General features: G+C 72.6%; 14 protein-coding genes. 11 read left to right on the forward strand and 3 right to left on the reverse strand.

Annotated features, from left to right (window positions below; all coding sequences use genetic code 11):
- Positions 1-31 precede the first annotated feature (31 nt).
- From BMY07_RS25150 to BMY07_RS25190, 8 genes are all read left to right on the forward strand, one after another.
- On the forward strand, positions 32-1606 hold the full coding sequence (locus BMY07_RS25150) for an Ig-like domain-containing protein (protein ID WP_092783546.1): 1575 nt from the start codon (positions 32-34) through the stop codon (positions 1604-1606).
- 100 nt (positions 1607-1706) lie between these two features.
- Positions 1707-2744, forward strand: a complete 1038-nt coding sequence (locus BMY07_RS25155) for a WxL protein peptidoglycan domain-containing protein (protein ID WP_092783549.1) — start codon at positions 1707-1709, stop codon at positions 2742-2744.
- Complete coding sequence (locus tag BMY07_RS25160) at positions 2734-3483, forward strand: hypothetical protein (protein ID WP_092783552.1); 750 nt, start codon at positions 2734-2736, stop codon at positions 3481-3483. Before BMY07_RS25155 ends, BMY07_RS25160 begins: the two co-directional genes overlap by 11 nt.
- Positions 3484-3526: 43 nt before the next feature.
- Positions 3527-5149 carry a hypothetical protein gene (locus tag BMY07_RS34530; RefSeq protein WP_177215754.1) on the forward strand — a complete coding sequence of 541 codons (1623 nt, stop codon included), beginning with the start codon at positions 3527-3529 and terminating at the stop codon, positions 5147-5149.
- 70 nt (positions 5150-5219) lie between these two features.
- Positions 5220-6164 (forward strand): sortase, encoded by a 945-nt coding sequence (locus BMY07_RS25175; protein ID WP_245782643.1) that lies wholly within the window; start codon positions 5220-5222, stop codon positions 6162-6164.
- Positions 6165-6175: 11 nt separating this feature from the next.
- Positions 6176-6994, forward strand: a complete 819-nt coding sequence (locus BMY07_RS25180; protein ID WP_092783558.1) for a phosphate ABC transporter ATP-binding protein — start codon at positions 6176-6178, stop codon at positions 6992-6994.
- 90 nt (positions 6995-7084) lie between these two features.
- Positions 7085-7402, forward strand: a complete 318-nt coding sequence (locus tag BMY07_RS25185; RefSeq protein WP_170224670.1) for an STAS domain-containing protein — start codon at positions 7085-7087, stop codon at positions 7400-7402.
- Positions 7403-8212 carry an ankyrin repeat domain-containing protein gene (locus tag BMY07_RS25190; RefSeq protein WP_092783564.1) on the forward strand — a complete coding sequence of 270 codons (810 nt, stop codon included), beginning with the start codon at positions 7403-7405 and terminating at the stop codon, positions 8210-8212.
- Positions 8213-8223: 11 nt separating this feature from the next.
- Here the strand turns inward: BMY07_RS25190 and BMY07_RS25195 are convergent, their stop codons facing one another.
- Positions 8224-8940, reverse strand: coding sequence for a CAP domain-containing protein (locus tag BMY07_RS25195; RefSeq protein WP_218150760.1), 717 nt, complete (start codon positions 8938-8940; stop codon positions 8224-8226).
- Between the two features lie 113 nt (positions 8941-9053).
- On the opposite strand from BMY07_RS25195, the gene BMY07_RS25200 reads away from it, so the two are divergent.
- The 3 genes from BMY07_RS25200 to BMY07_RS25210 all read left to right on the forward strand — a co-directional run bounded on the left by BMY07_RS25200 (position 9054) and on the right by BMY07_RS25210 (position 12090).
- Entirely contained in the window at positions 9054-10421 is a 1368-nt protein-coding gene (locus BMY07_RS25200; protein WP_092783567.1) for a sigma-70 family RNA polymerase sigma factor, read from the forward strand.
- A gap of 110 nt (positions 10422-10531) precedes the next feature.
- Positions 10532-10939: a YciI family protein gene (locus BMY07_RS25205; RefSeq protein WP_092783571.1), complete on the forward strand. Its 408-nt coding sequence runs from the start codon at positions 10532-10534 to the stop codon at positions 10937-10939.
- Between the two features lie 8 nt (positions 10940-10947).
- On the forward strand, positions 10948-12090 hold the full coding sequence (locus BMY07_RS25210) for an RNA polymerase sigma factor (protein ID WP_218150767.1): 1143 nt from the start codon (positions 10948-10950) through the stop codon (positions 12088-12090).
- Between the two features lie 15 nt (positions 12091-12105).
- On the opposite strand, the gene BMY07_RS25215 is transcribed toward BMY07_RS25210, so the two are convergent.
- Both BMY07_RS25215 and BMY07_RS25220 read right to left on the reverse strand, forming a co-directional pair.
- A complete protein-coding gene (locus tag BMY07_RS25215; protein ID WP_092783578.1) occupies positions 12106-13488 on the reverse strand; it encodes a lactate utilization protein B in 1383 nt (460 codons plus the stop codon).
- Entirely contained in the window at positions 13485-14171 is a 687-nt protein-coding gene (locus tag BMY07_RS25220) for a (Fe-S)-binding protein (protein WP_092783581.1), read from the reverse strand. Before BMY07_RS25220 ends, BMY07_RS25215 begins: the two co-directional genes overlap by 4 nt.
- Positions 14172-14358 lie beyond the last annotated feature (187 nt).

Here is a 14358-nt window from a genome sequence, read left to right on the forward strand (position 1 = left end):
GTTCCCCAGATCACGGAAGGTTTGCACACCAGTGCGCGCTAACTCGTTCGCCCGCAAGCTCGTCGGCGGGGCCATCGTCTTCGCCGCGGCGACCGCGGCCACCCTCGGTGCGGCCGGTATCGCCGCCGCCGCCGCTCCCGCAGGCAACCTCGGCACCCTGAGCATCAACAAGACCACCGGTCTCGACACCGACGCCCCCACCTACACCACCTCCGCGGGCTGCACCCCGGACTCGGACGGCTACAGCCTGTTCGTGTACGGCCCGGGCGCCTGGGACGCGGGCTTCACCGCGACCCCGGTCACCGACGTCGGCTTCTCCCAGAGCGGTGGCTTCCCCATCGTGCAGGGCCTGTCCTTCAAGGACATCGCGGTGGACAACGCCACCACGATCGTCCCGGGCAAGTACACCGTCGCCGCCTACTGCGTCGACCAGTTCGGTGCCTCGAACAAGGGCGCGTTCACCCGCGACATCTGGTTCACCTCCGCCACCGCGTGGCGCGACACCGACCCGAACGCCCAGGTCGCCACCACCACCGCGCTGTCGGTCTCCCCGGCCGCCCCGGTGGCCTCCGGCACCAACGTCACCCTGACCGCCAACGTCACCCCGGCCACCGCCGCGGGCACCGTCCAGTTCAAGGACGGCGCCAACAACCTCGGCTCCCCGGTGACCGTGGTCAACGGTGTCGCCACCTTCTCCACCACCGCGCTCGCCGCAGGCACGCGTTCGCTGACCGCCTCGTTCTCCGGTGCCGGCTTCGCGACCTCCACCTCGGCCGCCGTGTCGTACGTGGTCAACGCGCCGGTCGCCGTGCCGACCACCACCGCCCTCGCGGTCTCCCCGAGCGGCACCGCCGCCGCGTACTCGCCCGTCACCCTCTCCGCCACCGTGAACCCGGGTGCGGCCGTCGGTGCGGTGCAGTTCTTCGACGGTGCCAACGCCCTGGGCAACCCGGTCGCCGTGTCCGCCGGTGCGGCCACGCTGACCACCTCCACCCTCGCGGTGGGCGCGCACAGCTTCACCGCGCGCTTCGTCCCCACCAACGCCGCCAACTACGCGACCTCCGTCTCGGTCGCCGTCGCCCTGGACGTCACCCCGTTCGCCGGTGTGACCGCCTCGGAGACCATCACCACCACCGTGCTCGCCGGTGAGCTCCTGATCAGCGTCGCGAACCAGAACGTGGTCCTGCCCTCGCCGGTCATGGCCGCCGACGGCTCGCTGCTGACCACCTCCGGCTCGCTCAACCCGATCAAGGTCACCGACACCCGCGCGGGCAACCCGGGCTGGAACGTCTCCGGCCAGGTGTCCGACTTCTCCAACGGCGCCAACTCGATCAACGGCGCGAACCTCGGCTGGACCCCGAAGCTCGTCGACAAGTCCGCCCCGCAGGTCATCGCGGTCGGCGCGCAGGTCAACCCGGCCAACGCCATCGCCCCGGGTGCCTCGGCCCCCAACGGCCTCGGCCTGGCCGCCGCCCGCGTTCTCGCCACCGCTGCCGCCCTCGGCGGCAACGGCACCGCGAACCTGTCGGCCGACCTCGCGCTCAACGTCCCCACCTCCACGGTGGCGGGCACCTACTCGGCGCTGCTGACCCTCACCGCCATCTGAGGTAGCCCCGAGAACGGCTGACAAGCACAGCCAGTGGGGCGGACCGGGCCAGGTACCCCGGTCCGCCCCACGCCCTTGACCCTCTACTAAGGACTCTGACATGACGCGGATCTGGCGCCGCGCGGTGCTCCCCGGTCTGCTCGCACTGCTGGCGACCACCCTGGTCCCGGCCGCGGCGAAGGCGCAGCCGCAGGCACGGGTTGCCGCGGTCGCGGCAGCACCCGCCACCTACGGCGTGCGCCCGGCGACGGCGCAGGCACCGGACAACCGCCCGAACTTCAGCTACAGCGCCACCCCCGGCGCGGTCGTCGTCGACTACGTCGCGGTGTCGAACGTGTCCAACGACCCGCTCTCGCTCAAGCTCTACCCCAACGACGCCTTCAACACCCCCGACGGCGGGTTCGACCTGCTGGCCTCCAGCGCCAAGTCGGTCGACGTCGGCTCGTGGGTCACCGTGGAGACCGGCCAGGTGGAGATCCCCGGCCGCTCCACCAAGATCGTGCCGTTCCGGCTGGCCATCCCGCAGAACGCGACCCCGGGCGACCACGTCGGCGGCATCGTCGCGGCGCTGGTCACCGAGGCCACCAACGCGGACGGGCAGAAGGTCGCCGTCGAGCAGCGCGTCGGCGCGCGGGTCTACCTGCGCGTCTCGGGTGACCTGCTGCCGAAGCTGAGCATCGACGAGCTGACCGCGGACTACGAGCACGCGCTGTTCGGCCGCGGTGACACCGTCGTCGAGTACACCGTGCGCAACACCGGCAACGTCCGCCTGGGCGGCAAGCAGAAGGTCACCGTCGAGACCCCCTGGGGCTCCGGGACCGCCGCGCCGAACCTGCCCGACCTGCCGGAGCTGCTGCCGGGCAACTCCTTCCGGGTGCGCACCGTCGTCCCCGGCGTCCTGCCCGCCGGTTGGCTGGACGCGCTGGTGCACATCGACCCGGTCGCCGCGCCCGGCCCGCAGCCGCGGGCGGTGGCCGTCGACGCGAGCGTCACCGTCGTCGCCGTCCCGTGGCTGGTCCTGATCCTGCTGCTGCTCGTGGTCGCCCTGGTGCTGTTCCTGCTGTGGCGCAGGCGAAGGCGCCGGGCCAGGACCACACCCGAGCCCGAACCGATGCCGGAGGTGGAACATGCGGTCTGATCGCTACCTGGTCGCGGCGCTGCTCGCGGTCCTGCTGGGGTTGTTGTTGCCCGGTACGGCTTGCGCGGACCGCGTCGGCGGGCTGCTGGTGACCCCCGGCGAGAGCGTCGACGAGGTCCCGGTCCGGCTCAAGACCGACAAGGGCTGCCCGCAGGGCGCGACCGGCTACATCGCGACCATGAAGGGCCACGGCCTCGACAACGTCGTGGTGGTGCCGACCTCGGACGTGCTGCTCTCGCACACCCAGGGCTTCGTCGTCCCGGTCGCCAACACCTTCCGCGACTACGCCACCGACAACAAGACCACGTTGCAGGGCAAGTACGAGATCACCCTGAGCTGCATCGACGCGTTCTCCCAGCAGAACTTCGGCGACTTCACCGCCGTCGTCGACATCCCGACCGCGGGCCACTACGCGGCGGTCGGCGCGGCCAAGGGGCCCGCGCGCAACACCGACCCGATCATCCCGCCGGAGCTGGGGCTGAACACGCCGCAGAACCCGGCGCCCGCCCCGCAGCCGGGCCAGGCGCAGCCGGAAACCCAGGCGCGGCCCGGTGCCGCGCAACCCGATGGCGAGCCGGTCGACACCGCGGCACCCGCCGCCGAGGGCGGCTCCGGCGTGCACCCGTTCCTCTACCTGGGTGGCGGGGTGGTCGTGCTCGTCGGGGCCGTCGCCATCGCCGCCGGGGTGCGCAGGCGCGCGGCCACGGCCGCCGAGGACACCGAGACCGAAACCGAGTGACGCCGAACCCGGCCGCAGCTCATGAACTGGAGGCAGAGAAGTCATGCGTAAGCGCCAACTGATCGCGGCAGGCGCGGCGGTCCTCACGACGGTCACCGCGGGCATCGTGCTCGCCGCGACCAACAGCCAGGCCGAACCGCCCGCGGCCACCCTGGGCACGTTGTCCTTCAGCAAGCAGTCCGGTTTGGACACCGACGCGCCGGTCTACACCACCTCGGCGCCGTGCGTCGAGAACTCCGACGGCTACCGGCTGTCGATCTTCGGCCCGGCCAAGTTCGGCCCCGGTCTCACCGGCGCCCCGGTCTCGGACGTCGGCTTCTCCACCACCGACCCGATCCAGGTGACGCAGGGCCTGACCTTCAAGGACATCGCGGTCGACGCCAACGCCACCATCGTCGCCGGTGAGTACACCGCCGTCGTCTACTGCGTCGACTCGTTCGAGGCCGCCGACCGGGGCACCTTCACCAAGAAGTTCTACTTCACCGACGCCACGCACTGGCAGGTGCGCAACCCGGCGGACCCGACGACGACCACGACCACCACGACGACGGCCCCGCCGACCACGACGACGACCACCACCACGGTCCCGCCGACGACCACCACGACCACGTCGACGGTCCCGCCGACGACCACCACGGTGCCCTCGACGACGACCACGACGGTCGAGCCGACGACCACCACCACGGTGGCGCCGACGACGACCACGACGACGGTCGAGCCGACCACCACCACGGTCGAGCCGACCACGACCACCGTCGAGCCCACGACCACGACGGTCGAGCCGACCACGACCACCGTGGCCCCCACGACCACGACGGTCGAGCCGACGTCGACCACCACCACGGTGGCGCCGACCAGCTCGACCACCACCTCGTCGACCTCGGTGACGACCACGACGAACTCGTCGACCACCTCGTCCTCGACGACCTCGTCGTCGGGTTCGACGACCACCACGACGACGACCACGAACCCGGTCCCCGGGCTGCTGGGCACCCTGACGCCGAGCAAGGAGTCGGGGATCTCCACCGACGCGGGCACCTTCACCACCGAGAAGGGCTGCGTCGAGGCGTCGGACATGTTCCTGATCAGGATCACCGGGCCGGGTGACGGGTTCAAGGACGGCCTGGTCATCACCACGGTGACCGACCAGGGCTACTTCGAGGACCAGCCGATCGTCGGCACGCAGACGCTGAGCTTCCGGGACGTGGCCAACGACAACCAGGCCACGATCGTGGTCGGCGCCGACTACACCGTCGAGCTGCACTGCATGGACAGCTTCGAGTCGAAGTCCAAGGGCTTCTTCGCCGCCGTGGTGACCTTCTCCAACGAGCGCAAGGACCCCGACGACGCCAAGCTCCTGCTGCACGACTGGACCTGGAAGAAGGGCGCTCTCCCGACGACCACCTCGGGCCCGACGACGACCACCACCACCGTCGCGGGCGGTAGCACCACGACCACCGTCCCCGGTGGCGGCACCAACCCGACGACCAACGACCCGACGCCGCAGGGCAGCGCCGGCAGCGGTGGGCTCGCCAGCACCGGTGCCTCCGTGGGTCTCGCGCTGCTCGCCGGTACCGCGCTGGTCGGCTTCGGCGCGCTCGCGCTGATCGCCTCCCGCCGCCGCCGGGCCGCGGCCGCGCCGGGTGAGTGGCCGACCGAGAGCTGATGACCGCCACCGGTGTGCGCCGTGGGATGCCTCCCGCGGCGCACACCGGTCTCCCCGAGAGGACACCAGGGTGACCGTGCTCGACACGACCCCACCGGCCCCGCCGCCACCCGGCGTCCCGCACGCACCGCCGCCCCCCGGCGTGCCGCAGGCGGGGCCGCCGCGCTACCGGCCGGAACGACCGGCGCTGGTGCTGGCCGGGCAGATGCTCGCCATCCTCGGCGCCGTGCTGCTGTGCTTCGTCGCGCAGCTCACCCTGCTCGGCGGCCTCAAGCACGAACGCGACCAGAACTCCGCCTACGACGCCTTCCGCACCGACCTGGCCAAGGCGACCGCGCCGGTCACCGGGCTCGACGGGGGCAGGCTGCTCGACAGCGGCACCCCGGTGGCCATCCTCGAGATCCCCCGGCTGCGGCTGCAGGAGGTCGTGCTGGAGGGCACCTCGGCGCGCACCCTGAAGTCCGGCCCCGGGCACGTCCGCAACACCCCGCTGCCCGGCCAGTCCGGCACCAGCCAGATCTTCGGCCGCAAGGCCGCCTACGGCGGACCGTTCGCCGAGATCGACAAGCTCCGCCAGGGCGACGAGATCGTCCTCACCACCGGCCAGGGCGAACACCGCTACCTCGTGCAGGGCGTGCGCCGCGCCAACGACAAGGAGCGCACCGCCCCCACCGGTGAGGGCCGCCTGACCCTGGCCACCGCGGACGGCTCGTACTTCCTGCCGACCGACATCATCCGGGTCGACGCGCGGCTCGTCTCCGAGGTCCAGGACAAGACCAGGCAACTGCCCTCCTTCGCCGTCCCCGACAACGAACGCGCCATGGTCGGCGACCGCTCCGCCCTGGTCCCCATCGCCCTGTGGACCCTGATCCTGGCCGCCGCCGCCGTCGCCGCCGTGTACGTCCGCCACCGCGTCGGCCGCTGGCAGACCTGGGTGATCGGCGTCCCCGTCATCGGCGCGGTGAGCCTCACCCTGGCCGACCAAGCCGCAGCGCTGCTGCCGAACCTGATGTGACCGGAGGACCGATGACCAGCGTGTTGCCCCATCCCCAGCCCACGGCCGCCGCCGAGTTGGCGAGCATCGACGCGCGGGAGGTGTCCGCGTGGTTCGGGGAGCGCAAGGTGCTCGACCGGGTGTCGTTGTTGATGCCGGGCGGGTCGGTGACCGCGTTGATCGGGCCGTCCGGGTGCGGGAAGTCGACGTTCCTGCGGACGTTGAACCGGATGCACGAGTTGATCCCCGGGGCGTCGTTGGCCGGGGAGGTGCTGCTCTCCGGGACCGACATCTACGACCCGGCCCGCAAGCTGACCGACGCGCGCAAGCAGATCGGGATGGTGTTCCAGAAGCCCAACCCGTTCCCGGCGATGTCGATCTACGACAACGTGGTGGCCGGGCTCAAGCTCACCGGGCTCAAGGCGAGCCGGTCCGAGCGCGACGACCTCGTCGAGCAGTGCCTGGCCAAGGCTGGCCTGTGGGTGGAGGTTCGCGACCGGCTGCGGCAGCCCGGTGGCGCTCTCTCCGGCGGGCAGCAGCAGCGGCTCTGCATCGCGCGGTCGCTCGCGGTGCGGCCCAAGGTGTTGCTGATGGACGAGCCGTGCTCCGCGCTGGACCCGACCTCGACCCGGCGCATCGAGCAGACGATCGCCGAGCTCGCGCACGAGGTGACGATCATCATCGTGACGCACAACATGCAGCAGGCCGCCCGCGTCTCGCAGCAGTGCGCGTTCTTCCTCGCCGAGCAGGGCACGCCAGGGGTGATCGTCGAGGCCGGGCCGACGACGCAGATCTTCGGCGCGCCGGTCGACCAGCGCACCGCCGACTACGTGCACGGCCGCTTCGGCTGATCAACCCGATCGTGGGGTCGGCGCGGACCGGGTCACGCGGGTAGCGTGGGAGACCGGCACGGTTCGCGTGGGGGTGTGGTGGATCTACGGTTGGACCCTGCGCCCGCCCCGGGGGTCGTCCTGGTCGCCATCGGCGGCGAGGTCGACCTGGTCGCGGCGGGCATCCTGGAGCGGTTCCTGCTCGGCGCGGTCGCCGAGCAGCGCAGCAGCAAACCGGGGCTGATCGTCGACCTGTCCGACGCCGAGTTCTTCGGCTGCGCGGGACTCAACGCGCTGCTGGCCGCCCAGCGCAGGCTCGAGCGCACCGGCGGCTGGCTGCGCCTGGTCGACATCTCCGCCGCCGTCGCCCGCGTCCTCGACGCCAACGGCATGAACACCCACCTCAAAGTGACGACCTCGGAGAAATAAGTGCCGATCCCGACCGGGGACGACCTGGCCCGGTCGCCGCACCTGGTGACCGAGTTCGCCTCGCCCGCCGACGAGTTCCTGGCGCACGCCTGCCTGACCTACGGCGGCGACGACGAGGCCAGGGTCGCGCACGCCGGGGACCTGCTGGCCGCGCACCCCGGCATCGACGGGATCGCCGTCGCGGTGGTGCTGGGTGATGTCGCGCGGGTGCGGTCCTGGATCGAGCGGGACCCCGAGGCGGCGACAGCGCAGACCGGGCCGTTCGCGTGGGAACCGTTGCTGTACCTGACTTACGGCCGGTTCGGCGGCGGCGACCCGGTCGGTGTCGCGGAGGCGTTGCTCGCCGCGGGGGCCGACCCGAACTCCGGGTACCTCTGGGAGGGCCTGCCGTCGCCGTTCACCGCGCTGACCGGGTGCTTCGGCCGCGGCGAGGGCGACCAGCCGCCGCACCCCGATGGCCTCGCCCTCGCCCGCGTGCTGCTGGTCGCCGGTGCCGACCCGAACGACAACCAGACCCTCTACAACCGCCAGTTCCGCACCGACGACGACCACCTGCGGCTGCTGTTCGAGTTCGGCCTCGGCCGCGGCGCGCCCCGGTGGCCGATGGCGCCGGAGCCCGCGCGGATGCTGCACGACGTGCTGCTGTGGGCGGCCTCGACCGGCCAGCGCGACCGGGTGGCCCTGCTGCTGGAGCACGGGGTCGACCCCGACCCCGGCATCGAGGGCCACCCGATCCACCGCGGCGCGACACCGCTGGCGCTGGCCGAGCGCGCCGGGCACACCGCGGTGGCCGACCTGCTCCGTCCTTAGTGGACCGGGGCTCAGCCGGTGCCGAAGGTCTGCGTCCAGTAGATCCGGTAGCTGCCGCCCTTGTACATCCCCACGCCGATCTCGGTGGACTTGCAGTTGAGGATGTTGGCGCGGTGCCCGGGGCTGTTCATCCACCCGGTCATGACGGCCTCCGGGGTGGCCTGGCCCGCCGCGATGTTCTCGCCGCTGGCCTTGGTGTAGCCCTCGGCCTTGATGCGGTCCCACGGGGTGCGGCCATCGGGGGAGTTGTGGTCGAAGTAGCCGCGCACCGCCATGTCCTGGCTGTGCTTGCGGGCGGCGGTGGCGAGCTTGTCGTTCCACCGCAGCGGCCCGCACCCGGCCTCGGCGCGCCGGGCGTTGACGATCTCGACGACCGCGAGCTCCTCGGGCTGGCCGCTCCCGGCGGTGGTGGTCGTCGGCTTGGGCGCGGTCGTCGTGGGCTTGGTCGTGGTCGGCTTGGTGGTGGTGGTCGTCGTGGTGGTCACCGGCACCGTGGTCGTGGTGGTGCTCGTGGGTATGGATGTGCTCGGCGCGGGGCTGGAGCCCGGGTGCGGCCGGGTGGGGTGCGGCCTGCTGGGCGCGCCGTGCAGCGGCTCGCCGACCAGCGCGGCGGGCAGGTCCTGCCGGGCCTCGGTCTGGTTCGGCCAGGCCATCACCATCGAGATGGCCGCTAGCGCCGATCCGGTGGCTGCGGCGGCCAACACGGTGACTCGGCGTCGTGATTTCACGATGGGTAATCCCTTCGGGCGGATCGCGTGTACGCCGGTTGGACGGAGGTCTTGCGCTAGGGATTACGGTCTGAGGCCGAACCGAACGCGAATTTTCTCCGCGGAGGCCCGCCGTGCGACCCAACGACCCCACCGACGCCGACCTCGTCGCGCGTGCGCGAGCGGGGGACACCGGGGCGTTCGCCCAGCTCTACGACCGGCACCGGGACCCGGTGACGCACTTCCTGACCAGGTTCGTCGGTGATCGGCACCTCGCCGAGGACCTCACCCAGGAGGCGTTCGTCAGCGCGATGCGCAACCTGGCGTCGCTGCGCCGCCCGGCCCGGTTCCGCCCCTGGCTGTTCAGCATCGCCCACCGGGGTGCGCTGGATCACATCCGCCGCGGCGGCCCGGTCCTGCTGGCCGACCTGCCCGATCTCGTCGACGCGGGGGACCATCCCGCCGAGGCCGCCACCGCCACCGAGGCGACCCGGCTGGTGTGGGACGCCGCCGCGAGCCTGGAGCCGCGGCAGCTGGCCATCCTCGAACTCACCCTGCGTGATGACCTGACCACGCCGGAGCTGGCGCACGCGCTCGACGTCAGCACCGCCCATGCCGCCGTCCTCGCGCACCGCTCCCGATCCGCCCTGGCCAACGCCGTGCGGATGCTGCTGCTGGCCCGCGACCCGGCGCACTGCCAGCGCCTCGCGGCGATGGTCCCCACCCGGCCGCGCGCGCTCACCCGGTCACAGCGCGTGTCCGTCGACCGGCACCTGCGCCGCTGCCAGGACTGCCGCGAACTGGTCGGTCGGCTCACCGCGCCGCTGGCCGTCCTGGCCGTGCTGCTGTCCGACCCGGCGCCCTCGGTCGAGGACCCGGCGTGGGCACTGGTCGACCCGCGCAGCCACCTCGCGCGCAAGGTCGCGGTGACGGCCGTGCTCACGCTGGGGCTGACGGTGGCCGTGTCGCTCTCGCCGCACAGCCAGATCCCGCCGGACACCGCGCCGCCGGTGGTCACGACCACCACCGCGATCCCCGCCGTGACCACCTCCGAACCCAGCCCGGCGCCCACCACGACCACCCGGCCGCCGATCGCGCCGCCCGCGGTGAGCAGCGCCCCCGCCGTCGCCCGGCCCGCGTCGGAGCCGTCGCGGCTGGTCGCCGAGCTCAACGACCGCCGCCTCGACCTGGGCTGCCGCCCCCTCCAGGTCGACTCCCACCTGACCACCGCCGCCCAGCGCCACAGCGCCGACATGGCCACCGGCGACTACATCGGCGTCAAGTCCCCGTCCGGGGTCACGGTGTCCGACCGAGCCCAGACCGCGGGCTACCCGGGGATGGTCGGCGCGTTCGTCGCCGCCAGCCGCGAGACCGCCGACGACCTGATGCCGCTGCTGTCGGACTCCCCGGCACTGACCTGCGGCACCAGGTCGATCGGCACGGCGAGGGCGGTCGGCGGGTCCTGCGGCTTCTACTGGACCCTGCTCTACGGGGCCGACTGACACATCGCGGAAAAAAAGATCCGGCCGCGATGTCGAGAACGCGTCACCGGCTCCGTCCCCGCCCTGGAACGCGGCCACACCGGGCCGCACCAGCACCGAGGAGAACCACGATGGCCAAGTACCTGCTTCTCAAGCACTACCGCGGCGCCCCGGCGGCGGTCAACGACGTGCCGATGGCGCAGTGGACCCCCGACGAGATCTCCGCGCACCTGGAGTACATGAACGACTTCGCGGCGCGGCTGGAGCAGACCGGCGAGTACGTCGACGGCCAGGCGCTCTCGCCGGAGGGCACCTTCGTCCGCTACGACGGCGAGGGGCGCCCGCCGGTGACCGACGGCCCGTTCGCCGAGACCAAGGACCTCATCGCGGGCTGGATGGTGATCGACGTCGACAGCTACGAGCGCGCCGTCGAGTTGGCGGGCGAGCTGTCGGCCGCCCCCGGCGCGGGCGGCAAGCCGATCCACGAGTGGCTGGAGCTGCGCCCGTTCTACGGCGTGTCGCCCACCATCACGGAATGACCCCGCCGGTGCACGAGGCCGTGCTGCGCGGCCTCATCCCGGGCGTCCTCGGGATCCTCGTCCGCCGCGGAGCCGACTTCGCGGCGGCCGAGGACGCCGTGCAGGACGCGCTGCTGGAGGCGGTCCGGGTCTGGCCGACCGACCCGCCCCGCGACCAGAAGGGCTGGCTGGTCACCGTCGCCTGGCGCCGGTTCCTCGACGCCACCCGCTCGGAGAGCACCCGCCGCCGCCGGGAGGAGCTGGTCGAGGAGGAACCGGCGCCGGGGCGGGCGGTGTCAGTGGATGACACCCTCCAGCTCTACTTCCTGTGCGCCCACCCCTGCCTGACCCCGTCCTCCGCCGTCGCCCTCACCCTCCGCGCGGTCGGCGGCCTCACCACCCGGCAGATCGCCCAGGCCTACCTCGTCCCGGAAGCGACGATGGCCCAGCGCATCAGCCGCGCCAAGCGCACCGTCTCCAGCACCCGCCTCAACCAGCCGGGGGACGTGGCCACCGTCCTGCGCACGCTGTACCTCGTGTTCAACGAGGGCTACTCCGGCGACGTCGACCTCGCCGCGGAGGCCATCCGGCTCACCCGCCAACTGGCCGCCGCGATCGACCACCCCGAGGTGGCCGGGCTGCTCGCGCTGATGCTGCTGCACCACGCCCGGCGGGCGTCCCGGACCGGTCCCGCTGGCGGCCTGATCCCGTTGGCCGAGCAGGACCGCGGGCTGTGGGACACCGCCCTGATCGCGGAGGGCGTGGACATCCTGCAGTCCGCGCTGTCCCGCGACCGGCTGGGCGAGTTCCAGGCGCAGGCGGCCATCGCGGCGTTGCACGCCGACGCCCAGGTGGCCGCGGAGACGGACTGGGTGCAGATCGCCGAGTGGTACGACGAACTGGTCCGGCTGACCGACAGCCCGGTGGTCCGGCTCAACCGGGCGGTCGCGGTGGGGGAGGCGGACGGGGCTCGTGCCGGGCTGGCCGCGTTGGCCGGGCTGGACGAGTCGCTGCCCCGGTATGTGGCCGTGGCCGCGTACCTGCGGGAGCGCGACGGGGATCTGGTTGCCGCCGCGCGGTTGTACGCGGAGGCGGCGGCCAAGGCGGGGACCCTGGCCGAGCGGGAGCACCTGACCCGCCAGGCGGCTCGGGTGAACGCGGGACTCGCCTGAGTCCGGGACCGGCTCTCACGCGCGTCCATCCCACCACTCCCGGAAGGACTCCTCGGCTGGCGCCGGGAGGTCCCGGGCCTGGGTCCACCGCCGCCACGGCCCAGGCAGCCAGCAGGCCAGGCGAGTACCCAGGGCGGTCACCCGGCGGACAGCGGCGAACCGCGAGGAGCTGCCCAGCACCCACGCCGCCGCGCGCATGATCGCCCGTTCGCGCGGCGGGTGGGTCACCTTGCCGCGCAGGTGCACCAGCGCCCGGGGGATGTCGATCTTCACGGGGCAGACGTCGAGGCAGGCGCCGCACAGGGTCGACGCGTACGGGAGGGAGTCGGCGACCGGGTCGGGGCCGCGCAGCTGCGGGGTCAGGATCGCGCCGATGGGGCCGGGGTAGACCGAGCCGTAGGCGTGGCCGCCGACGCGTTCGTAGACCGGGCAGACGTTGAGGCAGGCGGAGCAGCGGATGCAGCGCAGCGCCTCGCGGCCGATGTCATCGGCGAGGGCGGTGGTGCGGCCGTTGTCGAGCAGGACGAGGTGGAACTCGCGGGGGCCGTCGCCGGGGGTCGTCCCGCGCCAGACCGAGGTGTACGGGTTCATCCGCTCGCCGGTGGCCGAGCGGGGCAGCAGTTGCAGCATCACCGCCAGGTCCGCCGCGGTCGGGATGACCTTCTCGATGCCGACCACGCTGATCAGCACCTCCGGCAGCGTCAGGCACATCCGGCCGTTGCCCTCCGACTCGACCACCACCAGCGCGCCGGTCTCGGCCACCGCGAAGTTCGCGCCGGACACCGCGACCCTGGCCGAGAGGAACGCGCGCCGCAGGTGCGCCCTGGCCGCGGCGGCGAGAGCGACCGGGTCGTCGGTCAGCTCCGGGTCGACGCCGGGCATCTCGCGGCGGAACAGGTCGCGGATCTGCGCCCGGTTGCGGTGGATCGCCGGGACCAGGATGTGCGACGGCCGGTCGTGTCCCAACTGGACGATCAACTCGGCCAGGTCGGTCTCCAGCGCGGTGATCCCGGCCGCGGCGAGCGCCTCGTTCAGCCCGATCTCCTGCGTCGCCATGGACTTGACCTTGACCACCTCGGACGCGCCCGCCGCGCGCACCAGCCCGGCCACGATCCCGTTCGCCTCGTCCGCGTCGCGCGCCCAGTGCACGACCCCGCCCGCCTCGGTGACGCGGTGTTCGAGCTGGACCAGGTAGGTGTCCAGATCGTGCAGGGCGCGGTCCTTGATCGCGCGGCCCGCCTCGCGCAACTGCTCCCAGTCGTCGCGCTCGGCCACCACGGCGGCCCGTTTCGCGCGGATCGTCCCGGTGGCGGCGCGCAGGTTCGCGCGCAACTGGCTGTCCCCCAACGCCTCGCGCGCGGCCTCGGGGAACGGCGGCATGCCGAGCCAGGTGCTCATGTGCCCGCCAGGATCTCGGCGACGTGCAGCACGCGCGTGCCCGACCGCCACCGGGTCAGCAGGCCACCGATGTGCATGAGGCACGAGTTGTCGACCGCCGCCAACACCTCCGCGCCGGTACCGAGCACGGCGCGCGCCTTGTCGGTTCCCATCGCCACCGAGGTGTCCGCGTTCTTGAGGGCGAACGTGCCACCGAACCCGCAGCAGTGCTTGGCGTCCGGTAGGTCTATCAGCCGCAGGCCGCGTACCGCGCGCAGCAACGTGGTCGGGCGATCACCGAGGTCGAGCAGGCGCAGACCGTGGCAGGTCGGGTGGTAGGCGACCCGGTGCGGGAACGCGGCACCCACGTCCGTCACCCCCAGCACGTCCACCAGGAACTCGGTGAACTCGTAGACCGGCGGCGATTCCCCCACCAGGTCGCGGTAGTTCTCCCGGACCATCGCCACGCACGACGCGGACGGGGACACCACGTGGTCGAGACCTGCGAAGTCGCGGACGAACTTGCGCGCGAGCGGACCGCACTCGCGCCGGTAGCCGGTGTTGAAGTGCGCCTGCCCGCAACAGGTCTGCGCCCGCGGGAACACGACCTCGTGCCCCAACCGCTCCAGGACCTGGACCACGGCCTTGCCCGCGGCCGGGAACAGCGTGTCGTTGAGGCAGGTGAGGAACAGCCCGACCCGCACGGTGTCCTCCTCTCGCTGGGCCGACACCCTTTATCGCACAGGCCGGGCGCCGGTGCGCGGAGTTGTCCACAGGCCGGCCCTGTCCACAACCCCCGGAGTTGTCCACACCCCGGTGCCCCCGCCGCTCGCACCCCTCGCCGATCGACCAGAATGCAAAGAGGAAGTGACCAACACGTGGGAGCGAAGG

The organism is Actinokineospora terrae (assembly GCF_900111175.1).
Classification (GTDB): domain Bacteria; phylum Actinomycetota; class Actinomycetes; order Mycobacteriales; family Pseudonocardiaceae; genus Actinokineospora; species Actinokineospora terrae.

Excerpts from the sequence above, each read along its gene's own strand:
- BMY07_RS25155 (WP_092783549.1), top strand. The coding sequence starts at position 1,707 with ATGACGCGGATCTGGCGCCGCGCGGTGCTCCCCGGTCTGCTCGCACTG.
- BMY07_RS25160 (WP_092783552.1), top strand. The coding sequence starts at position 2,734 with ATGCGGTCTGATCGCTACCTGGTCGCGGCGCTGCTCGCGGTCCTGCTG.
- BMY07_RS34530 (WP_177215754.1), top strand. The coding sequence starts at position 3,527 with ATGCGTAAGCGCCAACTGATCGCGGCAGGCGCGGCGGTCCTCACGACG.
- BMY07_RS25180 (WP_092783558.1), top strand. The coding sequence starts at position 6,176 with ATGACCAGCGTGTTGCCCCATCCCCAGCCCACGGCCGCCGCCGAGTTG.
- BMY07_RS25205 (WP_092783571.1), top strand. The coding sequence starts at position 10,532 with ATGGCCAAGTACCTGCTTCTCAAGCACTACCGCGGCGCCCCGGCGGCG.
- BMY07_RS25215 (WP_092783578.1), bottom strand. The coding sequence starts at position 13,488 with ATGAGCACCTGGCTCGGCATGCCGCCGTTCCCCGAGGCCGCGCGCGAG.